At 53.0% G+C, this 20,517-nt stretch carries 15 protein-coding genes; 14 read left to right on the forward strand and 1 reads right to left on the reverse strand.

Going from position 1 to position 20,517, the window contains the following annotated elements:
* Nucleotides 1-85: 85 nt before the first annotated feature.
* The 14 genes from I6E40_RS00440 (at nucleotide 86) to I6E40_RS00505 (ending at nucleotide 19,850) form a co-directional block, all read left to right on the forward strand.
* The gene (locus tag I6E40_RS00440) at nucleotides 86-3,661 is read left to right on the forward strand and encodes a hypothetical protein (RefSeq protein ID WP_235384876.1); all 3,576 of its coding nucleotides are present in this window, start codon (nucleotides 86-88) and stop codon (nucleotides 3,659-3,661) included.
* A gap of 593 nt (nucleotides 3,662-4,254) precedes the next feature.
* Nucleotides 4,255-5,574 carry a methionine adenosyltransferase gene (locus tag I6E40_RS00445; RefSeq protein ID WP_235384877.1) on the forward strand — a complete coding sequence of 440 codons (1,320 nt, stop codon included), beginning with the start codon at nucleotides 4,255-4,257 and terminating at the stop codon, nucleotides 5,572-5,574.
* A gap of 49 nt (nucleotides 5,575-5,623) precedes the next feature.
* Nucleotides 5,624-6,199 carry a TIGR00730 family Rossman fold protein gene (locus I6E40_RS00450; protein WP_235384878.1) on the forward strand — a complete coding sequence of 192 codons (576 nt, stop codon included), beginning with the start codon at nucleotides 5,624-5,626 and terminating at the stop codon, nucleotides 6,197-6,199.
* Nucleotides 6,200-6,548: 349 nt separating this feature from the next.
* Nucleotides 6,549-7,571 carry a DUF4271 domain-containing protein gene (locus I6E40_RS00455; protein ID WP_235384879.1) on the forward strand — a complete coding sequence of 341 codons (1,023 nt, stop codon included), beginning with the start codon at nucleotides 6,549-6,551 and terminating at the stop codon, nucleotides 7,569-7,571.
* 44 nt (nucleotides 7,572-7,615) lie between these two features.
* Nucleotides 7,616-8,356, forward strand: a complete 741-nt coding sequence (locus I6E40_RS00460) for a uroporphyrinogen-III synthase (protein ID WP_235384880.1) — start codon at nucleotides 7,616-7,618, stop codon at nucleotides 8,354-8,356.
* Nucleotides 8,357-8,633: 277 nt separating this feature from the next.
* Entirely contained in the window at nucleotides 8,634-9,065 is a 432-nt protein-coding gene (locus tag I6E40_RS00465; protein WP_235384881.1) for a ribonuclease P protein component, read from the forward strand.
* 200 nt (nucleotides 9,066-9,265) lie between these two features.
* Nucleotides 9,266-11,221, forward strand: a complete 1,956-nt coding sequence (gene gyrB / locus I6E40_RS00470) for a DNA topoisomerase (ATP-hydrolyzing) subunit B (RefSeq protein ID WP_235384882.1) — start codon at nucleotides 9,266-9,268, stop codon at nucleotides 11,219-11,221.
* A gap of 370 nt (nucleotides 11,222-11,591) precedes the next feature.
* On the forward strand, nucleotides 11,592-11,858 hold the full coding sequence (locus I6E40_RS00475) for a hypothetical protein (RefSeq protein ID WP_235384883.1): 267 nt from the start codon (nucleotides 11,592-11,594) through the stop codon (nucleotides 11,856-11,858).
* 56 nt (nucleotides 11,859-11,914) lie between these two features.
* Nucleotides 11,915-13,051: an N-acetyltransferase gene (locus I6E40_RS00480; protein WP_235384884.1), complete on the forward strand. Its 1,137-nt coding sequence runs from the start codon at nucleotides 11,915-11,917 to the stop codon at nucleotides 13,049-13,051.
* Nucleotides 13,052-13,172: 121 nt separating this feature from the next.
* A complete protein-coding gene (locus tag I6E40_RS00485; protein WP_235384885.1) occupies nucleotides 13,173-15,200 on the forward strand; it encodes a DNA topoisomerase IV subunit B in 2,028 nt (675 codons plus the stop codon).
* A gap of 36 nt (nucleotides 15,201-15,236) precedes the next feature.
* Nucleotides 15,237-15,683 carry a pantetheine-phosphate adenylyltransferase gene (gene coaD, locus I6E40_RS00490; RefSeq protein ID WP_235384886.1) on the forward strand — a complete coding sequence of 149 codons (447 nt, stop codon included), beginning with the start codon at nucleotides 15,237-15,239 and terminating at the stop codon, nucleotides 15,681-15,683.
* 105 nt (nucleotides 15,684-15,788) lie between these two features.
* Nucleotides 15,789-17,414 carry a S41 family peptidase gene (locus I6E40_RS00495; RefSeq protein WP_235384887.1) on the forward strand — a complete coding sequence of 542 codons (1,626 nt, stop codon included), beginning with the start codon at nucleotides 15,789-15,791 and terminating at the stop codon, nucleotides 17,412-17,414.
* A gap of 99 nt (nucleotides 17,415-17,513) precedes the next feature.
* Nucleotides 17,514-18,950, forward strand: a complete 1,437-nt coding sequence (locus tag I6E40_RS00500) for an MBOAT family O-acyltransferase (RefSeq protein WP_235384923.1) — start codon at nucleotides 17,514-17,516, stop codon at nucleotides 18,948-18,950.
* Between the two features lie 9 nt (nucleotides 18,951-18,959).
* Nucleotides 18,960-19,850 carry a hypothetical protein gene (locus I6E40_RS00505; RefSeq protein WP_235384888.1) on the forward strand — a complete coding sequence of 297 codons (891 nt, stop codon included), beginning with the start codon at nucleotides 18,960-18,962 and terminating at the stop codon, nucleotides 19,848-19,850.
* Between the two features lie 366 nt (nucleotides 19,851-20,216).
* Here the strand turns inward: I6E40_RS00505 and I6E40_RS00510 are convergent, their stop codons facing one another.
* Entirely contained in the window at nucleotides 20,217-20,504 is a 288-nt protein-coding gene (locus I6E40_RS00510; protein ID WP_235384889.1) for a hypothetical protein, read from the reverse strand.
* Nucleotides 20,505-20,517: the final 13 nt, after the last annotated feature.

A 20,517-nucleotide genomic window follows, 5' to 3' on the forward strand; every position in this document is an offset into this window, starting at 1 on the left:
CTAAGTCCGGATTCCTTTTATCAACGGTATATTTAGAATATTCCTTAAATCTTTATTGTTTCACTTTAATAATTTCTTACGCAAAATGAAAAGGTTCTACTCAATCCTTTCATTGCTCCTGCTCTTCTTGGCAGGTGCAAGCAATGTAGCTGCGCAGGAATTCAGCGAAGGAACGCTTTTGACAACCACCGAGGCGGTGGCTAAAGAAGCGCGTTTCATCCTGAGATCTCCGGGTACTTCCGACGACCACCCCTCCGGGTATGTCTGCGGTACCAAGCAGTACAAGCAAAACATCGACAAGTCTTGCCTCTTCACTCTTGAAGCTGTGGCAGGTGAGACCGTAGATGGTTATCAGGTTTACCTCCTGAAACAGGTGGAAACGGGTCTTTATTTCAAAGACTTTGAACTGGGTGGTGAATTTTGGGACTCCAGTGACCTGCCTCCCTTCTCCAATGGCGACTTGACCGAAATGACTGACAACAAGGCTCAGGCAATGAAGTTCACCGTGTTGCGGTTTGAAGATGTCAGCGGTCAAGAAAATGTTGCTCAGTCCCGCACCAGCGCCAACAACGCCAAGCAGGACTTGAGCCAGGCTGGTTTCGTCTTCACTCGTGCTAACGTTTCCAATCCCTGTCCCGAGAACAACCCCTACACCTACCTCGGTGGTCTCGGTAAACCGTTCTATTCCCGCTATGTGGATACCAACGTGCATCAGATTTACACCGTGAACGAAAAGACGGGCTTGGACAAAATCGTTGCTTACGCAATGGCTTACTTCCCCGGTTCTCCCGAATCCGCCTTCCCTCCCGGTGTGGACCCCGGCTACTATCCCGCAAACCTCGTGGCTGAAGCCCAAACAATCTATAATAACGTAGGTACTTGGAGAGAGTCCGGTCTTCCCGAAGAATTGCAGACCGAAGAAGCTGTGAATGCTTACTGCGCCCGCATCGTTGAACTGGCTGAACTCCTTGCCAAATCTATCATCAAGGTGGAAACCGGCTACTACTTCATCCGCGACAGCCGCGAAACACCTCGCTACTGGCGTCCCGTTGTTCAGGACAACAAGCAACTTCTCGGTTGGAGTGCTTACACCGTTCCCGAAGTGCTTGACGTAGAATCTGCTCGTCACATCTGGAAAGTCACCAAGTCTTCCGTGAAGAACGCCACCACCGGCGAAAACGATGATGTTTACACCTTCCAGAGCTACTTCACCAACGAATTTGCAAGCGCAACCACCACGTCTGGAGATAGATTCACCATGGCTGCAGAACCCGACAACTTCACAATCGACAAAGAAGCTGCGCTCGAAGCACAGACCGGTTCCTTCGTCATCTATCCCTACGGAAAGTCCGGACAGAAGATGAATACCTTTAATAATGGTGCTATTGGTATTTGGGGATGGACAGATGCAGGCAACTGCTTCCGCTTCCAGACCGTCGATGAAAGTGCTGTGGCAGGTCTCGAAGAAACCATCCGTCAGGCTGCTCTCAACGAGAAACTCCAGACCCTCCTCACCGATGCTCAGACTCTGAAGAGCAACAACGACGGTTCTCTCGGCATGGTGACCAACGGTTCTCAACTGAGCAGCAACTTCCCCATCTCTGAAGGTGGCGGCATCGGTGCTCTTCTTGACAACAATCTTGGAACCTACTTCCATACCAGTTGGAGCAATGCTGATGCCGAACAGGGAGTTTACCACTACATTCAGGCTGACCTCGGCATTGCAGTGGATGCTTTGACGCTTGACTATGTGAAGCGTTGGAGAACCAGCACCACTTCCAACCATGCTCCTCTGACCGCCTTGGTTGAAGTGACCAACGATCCCGAGGGAGAATGGACTCCGCTGGAAGACTTCACCTTTGATTACAACAAGAATGTGGATTATCCTGCCAGCGTGGCTGGAAAAGACACTACCTTGGTAGGTGGCGGCGGTGAGGCAACCATTGACTTCGGTGGCAACAAGTATCGCCACATCCGCCTCTCCGTGACTTCCGTCCTCATCAACGAGAAACAAGAAGGACACAACTACTTCACCCATCCGTTCTGGTACTTGGCTGAACTCCACTTCAAGTCCAACACCACTCCCAACTATGAATTGGTAGATGCTAACCTCCGCGCTCGGTTTGAGGGTCTGATGGCACAGGCTGCTACTGAACTTGAAGCCGGCACTGCCACTCAGAAAACCATTGATGAACTGACTGCTGCCTACAACGAAGTGCTCGCAAGCATTCCTGATCCCATCCGCATCGTGAACGCCGTGGCTGAAGCCAAGGCTCTCCGCGCCAAGGCTCAGGCAGGAACCGAACCCGGTTACTTCTCCTACGATGCCATTGCAAAATTCGATGCTGCCATCGCAACTGCCAACGACGCTGTCAAGGCTGGCATCACGCTCGCAGAAATCGAAAGCGTGATCGCTGCTCTCGACGCTGCTACCGTTGAATTCAATGGTGCCCTCATCCTCCCCGAAGTAGGTTCCCACTATGTCATCCGCAGTGCTTCCACCAAGAAAGCATGGACCAATGACCACTGGAACTCTGCTCGTGCTCCGCTCGCTTCTGTTAGCAACGCTGCCTCTGCAGCTCTTAAGTTCACCTACTTGGACGGCTCCAGCATTACTGAAGAAGGTGCAGAGCTCACTCCCATTGAAGAACTCGTTGACTCTGCTGACGTGTACAACGACATGCGCAACATCTGGGTCGTAGAAGAAGCAGGTGAAGGCAAAATCGCCCTCCGCAATGTCGGAACCGGTATGTACCTCTCCGAAGGTCAGACCGAGAACTCCAGCGGTCAGGCTTATCAGTCTGCAGAAAAGTCTTCTGTGACTTACTACCTCGCAGGCCCCGGTAAGTTCGTCTTCGTCGCCGGTCTCGTTAGCGGTAATGAAACTTACTTCAACTGCAACAGCGCAGGTTCTGTCGTGACTTGGAATGCCAAGGACGATGAAAACGGTTTCTGGTCTTTCGAAGCTGTTGATCCCGAACGTGTGGATGCTCCTTACTATTATCTCAGTCTCGCTCCGGGCAGAATGCACATCGTAACCCTGCCTGTGGATGTGATTGGTGGTAGTTGTGTTTACGGAGATTACGTTTTGGCTGGTCAGTCTGCTGACAACAAACTCGTGCTCACTCCCGGCTCAAACTACAATGAAGATGGCATCATCCCCGCAGGCGTGCCCTTCATCGTGACTGTTCCTGCTGATGCACCCAATGGTACGCAGAACGTCCAGATGGAATACATCCTTGAAGATGGTGATACATACATGGATGGAACCGTGAAGTATGTCTTCGAACCCGTGAAGGTTGCCGGTCTCCAAGGTACACTCTGCGAAACTGCTGTGGCAGGCGTTGGTTGCGCTGTTCTGAACGCAGAAGGCATCCAGGCAATCAAGACTTCCGGTGTGACTGTCGGTGTCAACAGCGGTTACTTCGACGGAACTCAGACGCTTGATGTAGTTGCCGGTGATGGTGACATCACGCTCGACATCCCCGAGAACTTCGTGCTCAACTCCATCAACGACGCCATCGTTCTGAAGGGTGAAAACAACAATGTTTACAGTGTGAGCGGCGTTCTCGTTCGCAAGAACGTGAAGGGCGATGCAGCCGTGAAGGGTCTGCCCGCAGGTCTCTACATTGTCAACGGTGAAAAGGTGGTGGTAAAGTGATTTCCCCATCCTTGAAATAAATGAAGAGGAGTGACCCCGCGTCACTCCTCTTTCTGTATGCGCTCGCCAATCATCTCCAAAACGCGCGGCTCACCTTCTTTTCTTTAAAGGGGTGTTCTAAAAATTAGGTTGAGTTGATTTTTGATTTCTTAGAGATGAACTTTTGTCAGTTGAGGAAGGAGCATAGCGGGCTATGTGACTGACGAAACTTACAAAAGGGCGCGCTAAGAAGCAAAAAGCGACCAAAACGTAAGCACTTTCTTTTGAACGTTCCTTATCCCATAATTTATAGAACACCCCTAAAAAATTCCCGCAAACTTGGTGGCAACGAAGAAAAGCCATAACTTTGCAGCGCAAAACACGACAGAGGATAGATTTGGCCGCTTGCAACCTCTCAAAAACAATGCTAAAACCCGGACCGCGCAGCGACAACACGTCGCAAAAGAGACTGACGCTCTCGCGCCACACCGGATGCACTCCAGCTGAATCAAACTAACCTCTGCCCGATGCCGCGAAAACGGTAACGGGTTTTATTTTGCACTTCAGCTCAAACAACCTAAAGGGGCGTTTTCCCCGAAATCATACAAATCAAAATGGCATATCTTTTCACTTCAGAATCTGTGTCGGAAGGACATCCCGACAAAGTGGCGGACCAAATCTCTGATGCCGTCCTCGACAATCTCCTCGCCTTTGACCCGCAGTCCAAGGTGGCGTGTGAAACCCTGGTGACCACCGGACAAGTGGTGGTGGCGGGCGAAGTGCGCTCCGACGCCTACATCGACCTGCAGGAGGTCGTGCGAAACACCATCGCAAGAATCGGATACACCAAAGCTGCCTATAAATTTGAAGCCGAAAGTTGTGGTATCTTCAGTGCCATTCACGAACAAAGCGCTGACATCAATCGAGGCGTGGACCGCAAAGACGATGCAGACCCCCTCGCACAAGGGGCAGGGGACCAAGGCATGATGTTCGGCTACGCCAACCACGAAACGGACAACTTCATGCCTCTTCCCCTCAGCCTCGCACACGACATCATGATTGTCCTCGCTGAAATCCGGCGCGAAGGGAAGGAAATGACCTATCTCCGACCCGATGCCAAAAGCCAGGTGACGGTGGAATATGACGACAACCACGTGGCACGACGCATCGACACCATTGTGGTGAGCACGCAGCACGATGACTTCATCACCGCCGAAGAAGCCGGTAGTCAGGAAGAGGCAGATCGACAGATGCTGGAACGCATCCGTCACGACGTGGAACATATCCTCATTCCCCGCGTCATCGAAGAACGCATCCACACAGCAGAAGTCAAACAGCTGTTCCATGAGGGAGACATTAAGTATTATGTGAACCCGACGGGTAAGTTCGTTATTGGCGGTCCTCACGGCGACACGGGACTGACAGGCCGTAAAATCATCGTGGACACCTACGGCGGTCGCGGTGCTCACGGCGGTGGTGCCTTCTCCGGAAAAGACCCTTCGAAGGTGGACCGCAGTGCTGCCTATGCCGCACGTCACATCGCCAAGAACATGGTGGCTGCCGGCGTGGCAGACGAAATGCTCGTGCAGCTGAGCTATGCCATCGGTTGTGCAGAACCCATCTCCATCAACGTGAACACCTTTGGTCGCAGTCATGTGAACATGAGCGACGGAGAAATCGCAGAAAAGGTGAAGACTTTGTTCCGCCTGCGTCCCGCCGAGATTGAGCGCGACTTGAAGCTCCGCTTCCCCATCTACGAAGAAACTGCTGCCTACGGACACATGGGACGCGAACCGCAGACGGTGACGAAGACCTTCCGCCAGCCCGGCTTGCCGGAGAAAACCATGACGGTCGAACTGTTCACCTGGGAAAAACTGAATCGCGTGGATGACATCCGAACCGCGTTCGGACTGACGGCGTCTGCCGCGAAATAGTCCCCTTCTCTCTCACCTACCTCTATACTCGCTTTTTGGACAACCCATCATGACCATCACCGTATATGCCGCCTCGAGCGGAAAAGTCGAAGAAAAATATGTGGAGGCTGCGCAACGCCTCGGTGAGCTGCTGGCACAAGGCGGTCACACGCTGGTGAACGGCGCCGGACGCACCGGTCTCATGGCTGCCACCACGGATGCGTGTCTCGCCGCCGGTGGTGAAGCGGTGGGAGTGATTCCGCGCTTCATGATTGAAGAAGGGTGGGAACACAAAGGAATGACACGGTTGGTGGTGACGCCTGACATGCACAGCCGAAAGGAGCAAATGGCTGCCATGAGCGATGCGGTGATTGCACTCCCGGGTGGGGTAGGGACGCTGGAGGAACTCCTCGAAATCATCACGTGGAAACAACTGGGACTTTACGTGAAACCCATCATCATCTTGAACACAGACCACTTCTTCAACGCCCTTCTGGCACAACTGGGAAGGGCTGTGGACGAACACTTCATGAGAACGGAACACACCGCCATCTGGCAGGTGGCAGACTCTCCGGAACAAGCCCTCGACTTCGCCCTGCAGACTCCCGACTGGGACACTTCCGTCCGTAAGTTCGCCGCACTGTAGGCAAGTTGGTGACACGCCCCGACGAGACGCCCTCCCAGAGCGGGCTTGCATCCGCCCTTCAATAGTTAACTGAGAAAAATATTGATTTTAGGGGTGTTCTAAAAATTAGGTTGAGTTGATTTTTGATTTCTTAGAGATGAACTTTTGTCAGTTGAGGAAGGAGCATAGCGGGCTATGTGACTGACGAAACTTACAAAAGGGCGCGCTAAGAAACCGACCAAAACGTAAGCACTTTCTTTTGAACGTTCCTTATCCCGTAATTTATAGAACACCCCTATAGAGCATCCCTGAATCAATTAGTGAGCCATCAAGAGAGAAGATCTCACACTTGAAGCCCTCCCTTTTCATCATGCAACAAGACTCTCTTCATCACGTTTCTGTCAGCGTGTCGCTTCCCGAGGAGGAAGTCACGCCGGAGGCTCTCCTGACGGAGGGGAAGGAGGTCGTGCCCGTTCGGACGGTGGCGGTGAGACGTGAGATGCCGGACACGATTCGTTGTGCTCCTTCCGAGTTACGTCCGTTGCCGGGTGACCTGCCTTTGGAGGGCGTGCCGACACCATTGAAAGACGACTACTGGGCGTTCGGATTGTTGCGTGTGGAGCGGAGCGAGGTCCTCGTGAAACTTGACAGCCTCTATGGGACGCACACTGAGTGCGGCAGTCTCAACACAACCGGCATGGCAGGCGACCCTGTGCCCTATCGTTTCCGCACCGACAACTTTGTGACCATCTGTTTGCTGGTGAGTTTCTTCTTGGTTGTGTGGGTGATTTCCCGCTCCCGTCATTACTTAAGGTTGCGTGTGAAAGACTTTTTCCACCGCCGCGTGCGGGACAATTTGTTTGCCGAGCGTGCAGAAACCGAGTTGCGTGGTCAAATCTTCCTCATCTTCCAAACCTGCTTCGTGCTGGCAGTGCTTTTCTTCGATGTCACGCGGAAGATGCAGGTTGAAGTCTTCAATCAAGTCTCGCCCTACATGATTCTCGGCATGGACACGGCGGTTTGTCTTGTCTATTTCACCACGAAGATAGGTCTCTATTCTTTTGTGAACTCAGTGTTCTTCGACACCGCCCGTTGCCGCCGCTTCACCGAAGCCTATCTCCTCTGCATTCTCGCCCTCGGTGTCGCTTTGTTCCCTCCCGCTTTGCTGATGGTTTATTTCGATTTGAACTTTCAGACCCTCATGTGGGTGGTGATTTGCTTGATTGCAGTTGACAAATTGCTACTTTTATATAAGATTTGGAGCATCTTTTTCAGTACCCCTATAGGCTGGGTGCATCTTTTTATGTACTTTTGCACGCTTGAAATCGCACCGTTGCTCGTTCTGTATCGGGCAATGCTTTATGCCAATAACTTTCTCTTGACAATTAACTAAAACTTTATCAGTCAGCCTCTCTTCAACGCAGAGAATAAGTAGTCATGATTAAGAAGATACTTGTTTCACAACCGAAACCTGCTTCCGAAAAGTCTCCCTACTTTGAGATAGAAGCCAAGCAAGACGTTCAGTTCACCTTCCACCCCTTTATCAAGATTGAAGGGCTTTCCTCCCGTGAATTCCGGCAACAGAAAATCAAGATTCTGGACTACACTGCCATTGTTTTCAACTCACGTCATGCCATCGACTATTTCTTCACGCTCTGCAAAGAGTTGAGAGTCCAGTTGCCCGAAGAGATGAAATACTTCGGTATTTCTGAAACCGTCGCCCTCTACATTCAAAAGTATATCCCCTATCGAAAACGCAAGGTGTTCTTCGGTAGCACCGGCAAGTGGGCGGATTTGGTGACGGTGATGGCAAAGCACAAGACAGAGAATTATCTCGTCCCCCTGAGCGACGTGCACAGCGATGAAGTCACCACAATGCTTGATGCCAAGAAACTGAAGCACAAAGAATGTGTGATGTATCGCACCATCAGCAACGACTATCCCGCCAACGAGCCCTTTGACTTTGACATGCTCGTGCTCTTCACTCCTGCCGGCGTCGAGTCGCTGATAAAGAATTTCCCCGATTTCAAGCAAGGGGACATGCGCCTCGCTTGCTTCGGTCCTGCCACCAAGAAGGCATTGGAAGAAGCGGGCTTCCGAGTGGACCTCTCCGCGCCGACGCCGGAGGCACGTTCCATGACGGCAGCCATTGAGCAATACTTGGAAAAGCAACAGTGAAACGCCGGAGCGTTTTTGTGCTTCCCGAACGCCTTCCGAGCTTTTCCGAACGCCTTTGTGAATGCCTTCCGAACGCTCGTCCCGCAACTTCACTTCCGAAAAGGACTGTGTCAGACAGTGCCAGTCAAAGGCTGTCCGACACAGTTTTTCTTTTCTCAAACGCTTGGCAGTGTGACACTGTCGGTGACTTACGCTCGTCAAGGATGCATTTGAACCAGAAATCCGCCGCGCAGACGGCAATTTGAAACTTGGAACGCGCCTGTGGCGCACCTTCATTATGTCCCAAACTTTCCACAAAAAAGAGCATATTTGCTTGCGCCGTGACATTGAGACGCTGTTCTCTGCCGGCAGCAGGAGTTTGTCACTCTTCCCGTTGCGAGTGACCTATCGGTGCGTGGAGCCAGCCTCGGAACAACCCGCGGTGAAGGTGTTGCTCAGTGTGGCGAAGCGGAGACTGCGCCACGCCGTGGACCGCAACTGCGTCAAACGTCGCATCCGAGAAGCCTATCGCACGCAGAAGAACCTGCTCTGCGACAGCCTCGCACCCGACGTCAGACTTCACCTCGCCTTTGTCTGGCTCGCCGACAAACCTCTCCCCTCTGCCCTCATTCGACAAAGAATGGAGACAGCCCTGCGTCGCATCGCCGAAAATCTCCAAAAAGAGGCAGAAAAGACGGAGGAAAATTGCCCCGTTTCTGACGAAAAATGAGTAATTTTGCAACGGTTTAAGAGCAAGACTCAAGACTTCTGAAGAGGCAACGATTCAAGATGCCAAAAAGCATCGGCGCGACCCAAGGCTAACGCCAATTTTTCTCACCAAGCAAATTCCCACTTTCCGAACCCCTTCACCAAAATTCATTCCTAATACGTCACGTTTCGGAAAGTTCTCCAAATAAAGATTCCTAAACTATGGAAGAAACAACGCCGCAAAGCACGTCATACAGTGCCAGTAACATTCAAGTGCTCGAAGGTCTCGAGGCCGTCCGCAAACGTCCCGCCATGTACATCGGCGACATCAGCGAGAAAGGTCTTCATCATTTAGTCTATGAGACCGTCGATAACTCCATTGACGAAGCGCTCGCCGGCTATTGCACCCACATTGAAGTGACCATCTGTTCAGACAACTCCATCATTGTGCAAGACAATGGTCGTGGTATTCCCGTGGATATGCACCCGAAAGAACACCGCTCTGCCCTGGAGGTCGTGATGACGGTGCTCCACGCCGGCGGTAAGTTTGACAAAGGCTCCTACAAGGTCTCCGGTGGTCTCCACGGCGTCGGCGTCAGCTGCGTGAACGCCCTTTCCAACCGCATGATTTCCGAGGTCTTCCGCGACGGAAAGGTCTATCGTCAAGAATATGCCAAGGGTAAGCCACAAACCGGCGTAGAAGTCGTGGGCGAAACCGAACTCCGCGGCACACGGCAACACTTCTGGCCCGATGACACCATCTTCACGACGACTACTTATAAATATGACATCCTCGCCAACCGCATGAGAGAACTCGCCTTCCTCAATGCCGGCATCACCATCACCCTCACCGATGAGCGCCCCGACGAAGAAGGCAACATTCGCAAGGAAGTCTTCCACTCCGACCTCGGACTCCGCGAGTTCGTGCGCTACATTGACTCTTCACGCACGCACCTCTTCGACGATGTCATCTACATCCGCACCGAGAAGAACAACATTCCCATCGAGGTGGCTATTATGTATAACACCTCCTACAGCGAGAACCTCCACTCCTACGTCAACAACATCAATACCATCGAAGGCGGCACCCACCTCGTCGGCTTCCGCATGGCAGTGACGAGAGTGTTGAAGAAATATGCCGAAGAGACCGCAGCCAAGCAACTTGAGAAAGCCAAGGTCGAAATCACCGGCGAAGACTTCCGCGAAGGTCTGACCGCCGTCATCTCCGTCAAAGTCTCCGAACCACAGTTTGAGGGACAGACCAAGACGAAGCTCGGCAACTCCGAAGCCGCCGGCGCTGTGAACCAAGCCGTGGGAGAGGCACTTTCCTACTATCTCGAAGAACACCCGAAGGAAGCCAAACTCATTGTCGATAAGGTCATCCTTGCTGCCACTGCCCGCGTCGCCGCCCGCAAGGCTCGCGAAAGCGTGCAGCGCAAGAGTCCGATGTCCGGAGGCGGACTTCCCGGTAAACTCGCCGACTGCTCCTCCAAAGACCCCGCACAGTGCGAACTCTTCCTCGTCGAGGGTGACTCCGCAGGCGGTTCTGCCAAACAAGGAAGAAGCCGTGCCACACAAGCCATCCTTCCCCTTCGAGGAAAGATTCTCAATGTGGAAAAAGCCATGTGGCACAAGGCGTTTGAGAGCGACGAAGTCAACAACATCATTCAAGCCCTTGGCATCCGCTTCGGCTTGGGCGAAGACAGCAAAGAGGCAAACCTCGACAAACTCCGCTATCACAAGGTCATCATCATGGCGGATGCCGATGTCGATGGTCAGCACATTGCCACGCTCGTCATGACCCTCTTCTATCGCTACATGCCGCAAATCATTCAGGATGGCTATCTCTACATCGCCATGCCGCCACTCTACCGTTGCACGAAAGGAAAAGTGCAGGAGTACTGCTACACCGACCGCGACCGTCAAATCTTTATGGACAAGTATGGTGATGGAACGGAAGACGGCATCAAGACCCAGCGCTACAAAGGTCTCGGTGAGATGAATCCCGAGCAGCTTTGGGAAACCACTATGTGTCCCGAGACGCGTCTGCTGAAACAAGTGACCATCGAAAACGCTGCCGAAGCCGACTACGTCTTCTCCATGCTCATGGGCGATGACGTCGGTCCCCGCCGCGAGTTCATTGAAAGCAACGCTCTCTACGCCAACATTGACGCGTGACGTAGTCCGAAAAGCCGCCGCGAAACAGAGAACGGCGAGGCGGAAACGACAAGAAATTCACCTCATACGAGTAACACGAAACTGTGCCCACCCAAAAAGTGCGGCACAGTTTTTTTGGTCTTTCCGTCAGATGACCATGCAAAAAATAAAAGCTATACGCGCTTCGCAGCGAATATAGCTTACATAGTCATTTACCTAAAAAACACTATTACCTTTTATTTTTACAGTGCAATCGCTTAAGGACAAAGAATGTGTAATTGGTAAAATGTGGATTCGGATAGTAGCGATTGCATCATCATTTCTTATATGCGATGCAAATTTAAGTTGTACCATTCATTCTCACAAATAATTTTCCACGAACCTTTACTTTTTGTTCACGAATCTCTTCTTTCTGTCTTTTCTCTCTGTTTTACCTTGCAGAATGTCGCTTCACTTTCCTTTCTTCAGGAAAAAACGTTCGGTCAATGCCTTCACTGTGGAAGAAAATATCCTCGATACCTTCTCCATTCTCCCCCGTCCATCTCCCGAACATCGTTCGCCGCAGGCGCATCGCTTGCTTTGTTTCGGTTTTTTATTGATTTTTTGTAACTTCGCAGCGCAAAGACGCGCATTATTTCTTTTTGCCCGTCACCACTGAGTCGCGTCACTCCGGCGCGTGCTCCATGTCGTTCAAAACACGTTCTGACACCTCTCATGTCTGTTATCATCAAAAAAGTCTGCAATCACGCAGATTTGAAGAAATTCATCCGCTTCAACTACGAGTTCTATAAAAACTGTCCCTACTCCGTGCCCGACCTCTATGAGGACATGTTGGACACATTTTCTCCGAAGAAAAACGCCGCGTTTGAGTTCTGCGAGGCGGAGTATTACCTCGCGCTACGAGACGGAAAGATAGTGGGGCGCGTGGCTGCCATCATCAACCATCGTGCCAACGAACAATGGAAGAAACGCACCGTGCGTTTCGGATGGATTGACTTCATCGACGACCCGGAGGTGAGCAGCGCGCTCATTGAGGCGGTCAAAGCCTACGGTCGCGCCAAGGGAATGACGGAAATCGAAGGGCCGCTCGGATTCACAGACATGGATGCCGAGGGCATGCTCATCGAAGGCTTTGACCAACTTTCCACGATGGCGACCATCTATAACTACCCCTACTATCCGAAACACATCGAGGCTCTCGGCTTCAAGAAAAGTGCGGACTGGGTGGAAATGAAAATCTACATTCCCGACGCCATCCCCGAAAAGCACCGTCGTATTTCCGAAATCATCGCGAGGAAATATAATCTCCACGTGCGGAAATTCAAATCGCGCAAAGAGGTTGTAAACAGTGGGGCTGCACACCGGATTTTTGAACTCATCAACGACGCCTATGCGCCTCTCTTCAACTTCTCCCGCATGAGTGAGAAGCAGATTGACCAGTATGTCCACACCTATCTCCAAGTGCTCGACTTGAGAATGGTGACGGTGGTGGAGAACGAGCAAAACGAAATTGTGGCGGTCGGCGTCTCCATGGCATCGCTCTCGGAAGCGTTGCAGAAAGCCCACGGCAAATTGTTCCCCTTCGGTTGGTTCCACCTGTTGCGTGCTTTGATGTGGAAACGCCCGAAAATGCTTGACCTTCTGTTGGTCGGCGTGCGCCCGGACTACCAAGGCAAGGGTGTGAACGCACTGCTCTTCACCGACCTTATTCCGGTCTATCAGAAACTGGGATTTGAATATGCAGAGAGTAATCCGGAACTGGAACTGAACGACAAGGTGCAGAACCAGTGGCAATATTTCAAGACGGAACAACACAAACGCCGTCGCTGCTTCGTCAGCAAGATTGACTGAGTCTCCCAAGCCTTTTGCCCCTCCGATGGCTTGGTGACTTTCGCTCGTCGGGGTGTGAGTCACGCCCCTTATTTCGCATTAGAAACTTGAACCTGCACCAAACGCCGCAGGCATTTTATATATGGAAGAAGAACTGAAAACGGTAGTGTATGACGAGTCAAAGATTCGTCATTTGGAAGACACGGAACACATCCGCACCCGCCCCGGCATGTACATCGGACGCTTGGGCGACGGTTCCCACGCCGAAGACGGTATTTACGTCTTGCTGAAGGAAAGCATCGACAACAGCATTGACGAGTTCAACGAAGGTTTTGGCAAGCGCATCGAAGTCAACATCCACGAAGATCTCAGTGCCGAAATCCGTGACTACGGGCGAGGCATTCCTCTCGGCAAACTCGTGGAAGCCGTCTCCAAACTCAACACAGGCGGAAAATATGACACTGCCGTTTTCACCGCCTCCGTCGGAATGAACGGCGTCGGTCTCAAGGCAGTCAATGCCCTCTCAGCCAAGTTCATCGCAAGAAGCTGCCGACAGGGGAAAATGCACGAAGCCATTTTCGAGAAAGGTGTCCTCGTCAGCGACGAAGAAGGAGACACGCAGGAGGAAGACGGAACCTACATCTTCTTCGAACCCGACCCCGAACTCTTCCACAACTACAAGTTCCACGGTGAGTTCGTCGAAAACATGCTTCGGAACTACACCTATCTCAACACAGGACTTGCCATCTTCTACAACGGGCGCCGCATCCTCAGTCGCAATGGGCTCGAAGACCTCCTCAACGACAACATGACCGCTCCCGGACTCTATCCCATCATTCACCTCAGCGGAGACCACATCGACATCGCCTTCACCCATACTTCCCAATACGGTGAAGAATACTACTCCTTCGTGAACGGTCAGCACACGACCCAGGGCGGCACCCACCAGAGCGCGTTCAAGGAACACATCGCCCGAACCATCAAGGAGTTCTTCGGGAAAAACTATGACGTACAGGACGTGCGAAACGGACTCGTTGCCGCCGTTGCCGTCAGAGTCATCGAACCCCTTTTCGAAAGCCAGACAAAAATCAAACTCGGTTCGCTCACCATGGCGCCCGACAAAGACATGGAAGGCAAACCCTTCCCGCTCTCCGGAGTCAGTGTGAACAAGTTCGTCGGAGACTTCGTCAAAGAAAACGTGGATAACTTCCTCCACCGAAATCCCGACATCGCGGAAGTCATCAAACAAAAAATTGAGGAAAGCGAGAAAGAACGCAAAGCCATCGCCGGTGTCACCAAACTTGCACGCGAACGTGCCAAGAAAGCCAACCTGCACAACCGAAAACTCCGCGACTGCCGCATACACCTCAACGACCCCGCACCGAAAACAAAGAAAAAAGAAGGGGAGGAAACGTCCGACAAACGCTTTGACTCCTCCATCTTCATCACCGAAGGCGACTCCGCCAGTGGCTCCATCACGAAAAGCCGCGACGTGAACACCCAGGCAGTCTTCTCTCTGCGAGGCAAGCCCCTCAACAGTTTCGGACTGACGAAAAAGGTGGTCTATGAAAACGAAGAGTTCAACCTCCTCCAGGCTGCGCTGAACATTGAAGACGGACTCGACGGTCTGCGCTACAACAAAGTCATCGTCGCCACCGATGCCGATGTCGATGGCATGCACATCCGCCTGCTGATGATTACGTTCTTCCTTCAATTCTTCCCGGACCTCATCAAGAAAGGACACGTCTATATCCTCCAAACCCCGCTCTTCCGCGTCCGTAACAAGAAGAAAAAGGTGCGCGCCGCCAAGAACGTTGGGGCGGAACAGCCAAACGCTGCCGGAGAAGCCATCCTCAAAAAGACGCGCAACTCGGACCGCTCCGAGTTTGAGACAATCTATTGCTACTCCGAAGAAGAGCGTCTCGCTGCCATTGAGAAACTCTCGCCCGACCCCGAAATCACGCGATTCAAAGGACTCGGGGAAATCTCGCCCGACGAGTTCAAAAACTTCATCGGTCCCGACATGCGACTTGAGCCCGTCTCGCTCCACAAAAGCGACAATGTCGGTAGTCTGTTGGAATACTACATGGGAAAGAACACCATGGAACGACAAGGCTTCATCATCGACAACCTCGTCGTGGAAGAAGACCTGACCGAAGAAGACGAGTGAAACACAGAACATTCCTTATATCCTTCCAATTTAGCAGTGAAAACAGCCATTTTCCCTGGCTCCTTCGACCCCTTCACGGTCGGACATGCCAACCTTGTGGAACGCGCCCTGCCCATGTTTGACCGCATCGTCATCGGCGTGGGACTCAACGAAAACAAACGCTCCTTCTTTCGCCCCGAAGAGAGAGTAAAGTTCATCAGCGACCTCTACGAGAATGAGCCGCGCGTGAAAGTCGTGGGCTACAACGACCTGACCATCGACCTCGTGCGCCGCGAAGGAGCACAGTTCATCGTGCGCGGCTTGCGTTCCGTCAAGGACTTTGAATATGAGCGCGACATCGCCTCCATGAACCACCGGCTCTCCGGCGTCGAGACGGTTCTGCTCTTCACCGATGCCCGCTATGCCGACATATCCTCCAGCGTCGTCAGAGAACTCCTCGCCTTCGGCAAAGACGTCTCCGACTTCCTGCCGAAGAAGAAATAAAGGCACAGGCTTTGTCTTCCGCGTCAAAAGGCAGCGGCAGTCCTTCTTTAGAACACTCCATAACCAAAAACTAACCACGACGCTCCGGCGTCCATCCCCATCCTCATGAAATCAAAACTCCTTCTCTTTCTCCTGCTTCTCCCCGTCACCCTCTTTGCACAACAATACACCAACCCTCCGCAAGACAATCGGCAGAGAGAACAATTGAATCCCTACGGCGACTTGGACTTTGAGCAGGTCAAGAAACTGCAAATGGCACAGGTCGCCATCACCTGTCTCTACGTGGACAGTGTGGACCAGAAAAAACTCGTGGAAGACGCCATCAACGGCATTCTCTCCAAACTTGACCCGCACTCCTCCTACACCAACGCCTCCGACACGAAGAAACTCAACGAACCGCTCGCCGGAAACTTTGAAGGCATCGGCGTCAGTTTCAACATGGTTGAAGACACCTTGCTCGTGCTGCAAGTCATCGGGAAAGGACCTTGTCAGAAAGTGGGTGTCCTGGCGGGCGACCGAATCATCTCTTGCAACGACCGTGTCATCGCCGGCGTGAAAATGGATCGTGACACCATCATGTCCATCCTCCGCGGACCGAAAGGCACGAAAGCACGGTTGAAAGTCGTCAGAAGAGGCGTTGAAGAACCCATCTTCTTTGACGTCATCCGCGACAAAATCCCTCTCAACACACTTGATGCGGGCTATATGCTCAACTCCACCATCGGCTACATCCGCCTTGAAAGTTTCGGCGCCACCAGCGGCGTGGAGGTGCACGATAAAATCAAGGAACTGCGCAAGCAAGGCATGAAGGACCTCATCCTTGACCTCACTGCCAACGGCGGAGGGCTCATGGCTGCCGCACAAGATGTCGCCACGGAGTTCCTTCCGCAAGGTTCCATGGTCGTCTATGCCGAGGGACGCACCGCCCCACGCCAAGAACTCAAAGCCACCTCCGGCGGACTCATGCAACAAGAAGGACGTGTCGTGGTGCTCGTCGATGAAACCACCGCCTCTGCCGCGGAAATCGTCAGCGGAGCCATCCAAGACCATGACCGTGGCGTCATCATCGGACGACGCACCTTCGGGAAGGGACTCGTTCAGAGACCCGTGGACCTGCCCGACGGTTCCATGATTCGACTGACTGTTTCGCACTACTACACTCCCTCGGGACGCTGCGTGCAGAAACCCTATAAGAAAGGAGACAAGAAAGCCTACGACAAAGACCTTGACACCCGCTTCGAGCACGGAGAACTGACCTGTCTGGACAGCATACACCTCGATTCCACCAAGGTCTATAAGACGCTTGTCAAGGGGCGCACCGTCTATGGCGGCGGAGGCATCATGCCCGACATCTTCGTTCCCTTGGACACCACGCTCATCACTCCCTTCTATCGCCAACTCCGTCGTCACAACCTCATCAACGACCAAGTCTTGAAGTTCGTCGATGCCAATCGCCGGGAGATTCAGTCGAAGCACAAAAAGTTCGACTCCTACATCAAGAACTACACCGTCCCCGCCTCCCTCATTGACGCCATCTTTGCTGCCGCAGAGAAGAAGAAGGTGACGCCCAAGGACGAAGAAGAACGAAAGAAAACCGTGGAACAACTTGAAGTGTCGCTCAAAGAACTCATTGCCTACGACATTTGGGAACGTAACGAATATTTCCGTCTCGTGAACCGTCGCAATGACATTTTGAAGCGTGCGCTGGAATATTTGGAGACGGGAAAATAGCGTGAGTAGTCCTAAAATCATGCACAGACTCCGGTTCATGCGACTCCGTTCAGTCGTCGGCTAACTCCTCATCGCGCCCTTTTGATTTCTTTTCCGCTGATGCTCTTCAACTCCTTTGAATTTTGCCTTTTCCTTCCCGTAGCGTTTGCGTTCTATTGGCTGCTCCGGTGCCGGTGGCACTGGCAAAACGCCTTTCTGCTGGCAGCAAGTTATGTCTTCTACGCCATGTGGGACGTACGCTTCCTTTGGCTCATCGCCGGTGTTTCGCTCACGGCGTGGCTGAGCGGAATGGGCATCTCCCGCTTCGGTCGTGGCAGCCGCAGAGCGAAGGGCATCGTGGCGGCACAGGCGGCGGTGAGCCTCGGTGTCCTGTTTGTCTTTAAATATTTCAATTTTTTCGTAGATGCCTTCGTCAGCCTTTCCGAGTGGTTAGGCTTTTCTGCCTGTCGTCCGCTGTGGCAGGTGGCGCTGCCCGTGGGCATCAGTTTCTACACGTTCCAAGCCTTGGCATACGTCATCGACGTGTATCGCGGCGAGACAAAGGCGTGTCGCAGCGCCCTCACATTTTTCACCTTCATTGCATTCTTTCCGCAGTTGGTGGCAGGTCCCATTGAGCGTGCCGCGCGGCTGCTGCCCTACTTCGACCGCCCGCGCAGTCTTGACTATGCCTCGGCAGTCGATGGCTTGCGCCTGTTGCTTTGGGGCATGGTGAAGAAAACCGTGATTGCGGACAACTGTGCCACCATAGTCAATGCCATTTATGCCAACCCGAATGCCGATGGCACGGACCTTTGGGTGGCAACCTTCTTCTTTGCCATTCAGATTTACGGTGACTTCTCGGGCTACTCCGACATCGCCGTGGGTTGCGGAAGGCTCTTTGGCATTCCCCTGATGCAGAACTTCCGCTTGCCCTACTTCTCGCGTAGCATCGCCGAGTTCTGGAGGCGGTGGCACATATCGCTCATGTCGTGGTTTCGTGACTACATCTACATTCCTCTCGGCGGGTCGCGTGGCGGCAGACTGCGCACGGCAGGCAACACCTTCATCGTGTTCCTGCTGAGCGGGTTGTGGCACGGAGCGAACTTCACCTTCGTGCTGTGGGGCGCGTATCACGCCTGCCTTTTCCTGCCGGGCATTCTCCTCAGAAAACAGCGGCGCCGCAATGACGACATGGCTGCCGGAGGCTCATTGCCCTCGTTCCATGTGGCTTGGCAGATGGGGCGCACTTTTCTGCTGGTGTGTCTCGGTTGGGTGTTGTTCCGTTCGGAGGACGTGAGTGCTGCCGGTCTGCGACTGCACCGCATGTTCACCGACCTGCATTGGCACGTGCCCTTCTGCGGACGTCTGCCGCTCTTGTTGCCCATCGCGCTCTTGCTCGTGGAATGGTTCACGCGGCACAGGGAACATCCGCTCGACCTGCCGGCGCGGGGACTTTGGCGAAGCCGTGCAGTGCGCTATGCCGTTTACTATGCCCTCATCCTTAGCGTGCTGCAATGGGGCGGCACGCCGGTGGAATTTATCTATTTCCAATTCTAAATGCCCAAGATGAAACGATTCCTGCTCCGCACCATCCTCTTCCTCTTGCCCCTCGCCTTGCTGCTTGTGGGCGGCGAGGTCGTGCTGAGGCTGCAACCCAATGCTGCCAAGGCAAAGGATAATGCCATGCGGCTCACGGGCAACCTCATTGACACGTTGATACTGGGCAGTTCGCACGCCTACTATGGGCTCTGCCCCGAAATCTTTGGAAGCAACGCCTACAATGCGGCGCAGGTGTCGCAGACGCTGAAGTACGATGAGTTCATTCTCAACCACTACGCCTTGCCGAGGCTGCGGACGGTGGTGCTCACGATGTCCGATTTCAGTTTCTACGAGGAGTTGGAAGGCACTCCGACTTGGTATTATGCCGCTCGCTATCGCATGTATATGGGTTGCGACTACCATTCTCTCGCCAGTGCCTACGCTTGGGAGGTGGCAGCGTTTCCAGTCTTCACCAAGAAACTGCTTGCCCTCTGCCGTCCCCCCAAAGAGCGGTGGAGTCTGCGTGGACAAGGACTCGAATTCACACTTGAAAATCGCGATGCCGACTGGGACAACGGCAGCGAAAGGGCAGCCGTGAACCGCTACGAAGACCTCAGCCACGGCGATGTCAACGAGGCTCGCCTCTGCCACATGGCTGCCTGGTGTCAAAAGCGCGGCATCAGTCTTGTGCTGGTTGCCACACCGCTGTGGCGGTCATACCGTGCAGCGCAAAATCCGGCGCAAACGGCTGACATGCACCGTCGCATTGCTGCGGTGGTCGCTCGTTTTCCGCAAACGGTTCGTTTCCTTGACTTCTCCGCCGACCCCGCTTTCACCGCCAACGACTTCTTTGACTCCGACCACCTCAACACCCTTGGCGCAGTCAAGTTGTCGAGGAAAGTGAAAGGGAAAATATGAACCGCAAACTCAAAGAATGCGGCTGTCTAAAACTCAAAAGCCTAAAAACATCCTGCCCGAAGTTCTGTAAGAAAGGACTTCGGATTTTTTGTTGTCCGGTAAACACGCTTCGTGGTTGGACTCCGTTGAGGTTTGTGCAGGAAAAGTCCCTCTTTCCTTAGTTCTCGTTACTTACCGCTCGTCGAACGGTAAACTTACCACTCGTCGAGCGGTAAGTAACGAATCGGCTTGTAGGAGTAACGAATCGGCTTGTAGGAGTGACGAATCGGCGCGCAGGAGTGACTTGATGCCTTAAAACTTTTAGCGGTCAGCCACGTTTTTTCCTTAGGCCTCGTCACTCTTTCCTTAGTCTCCGTCACTCTTTTCTTAGTCTCCGTCACTCTTTCCTTTGGGTTTGTTACTTACCGCCCCACGGGCGGTAAACTTACCGTCCCACGGGCGGTAAACTTGCCGTCCCTCGGGCGGTAAACATGCCGTCCCTCGGGCGGTAAGTAACAAGTCGGCGCGCAGGAGTGACGGAACGGCGCGCAGGAACGACGCCACGCCGTCCGCGAACGTTATGTTTTGACGAATGTAGATTTTGATGCAACTCGGCTCCCGTGACGCCCCGTTGACACCGTCACGTTCGTCACGCTCGTTACGTTCGTTACACACGTTACGCACGAAT

The sequence above is a fragment of the Prevotellamassilia timonensis genome, assembly GCF_021531665.1.
Classification (GTDB): Bacteria; Bacteroidota; Bacteroidia; order Bacteroidales; family Bacteroidaceae; genus Alloprevotella.

What these genes read in the sequence shown, in the direction of transcription:
- I6E40_RS00440 (WP_235384876.1), top strand. Translation starts at nt 86, where the DNA reads ATGAAAAGGTTCTACTCAATCCTTTCATTGCTCCTGCTCTTCTTGGCA.
- I6E40_RS00445 (WP_235384877.1), top strand. Translation starts at nt 4,255, where the DNA reads ATGGCATATCTTTTCACTTCAGAATCTGTGTCGGAAGGACATCCCGAC.
- I6E40_RS00450 (WP_235384878.1), top strand. Translation starts at nt 5,624, where the DNA reads ATGACCATCACCGTATATGCCGCCTCGAGCGGAAAAGTCGAAGAAAAA.
- I6E40_RS00455 (WP_235384879.1), top strand. Translation starts at nt 6,549, where the DNA reads ATGCAACAAGACTCTCTTCATCACGTTTCTGTCAGCGTGTCGCTTCCC.
- I6E40_RS00460 (WP_235384880.1), top strand. Translation starts at nt 7,616, where the DNA reads ATGATTAAGAAGATACTTGTTTCACAACCGAAACCTGCTTCCGAAAAG.
- I6E40_RS00465 (WP_235384881.1), top strand. Translation starts at nt 8,634, where the DNA reads ATGTCCCAAACTTTCCACAAAAAAGAGCATATTTGCTTGCGCCGTGAC.
- gyrB (WP_235384882.1), top strand. Translation starts at nt 9,266, where the DNA reads ATGGAAGAAACAACGCCGCAAAGCACGTCATACAGTGCCAGTAACATT.
- I6E40_RS00480 (WP_235384884.1), top strand. Translation starts at nt 11,915, where the DNA reads ATGTCTGTTATCATCAAAAAAGTCTGCAATCACGCAGATTTGAAGAAA.
- I6E40_RS00485 (WP_235384885.1), top strand. Translation starts at nt 13,173, where the DNA reads ATGGAAGAAGAACTGAAAACGGTAGTGTATGACGAGTCAAAGATTCGT.
- I6E40_RS00495 (WP_235384887.1), top strand. Translation starts at nt 15,789, where the DNA reads ATGAAATCAAAACTCCTTCTCTTTCTCCTGCTTCTCCCCGTCACCCTC.
- I6E40_RS00500 (WP_235384923.1), top strand. Translation starts at nt 17,514, where the DNA reads ATGCTCTTCAACTCCTTTGAATTTTGCCTTTTCCTTCCCGTAGCGTTT.
- I6E40_RS00505 (WP_235384888.1), top strand. Translation starts at nt 18,960, where the DNA reads ATGAAACGATTCCTGCTCCGCACCATCCTCTTCCTCTTGCCCCTCGCC.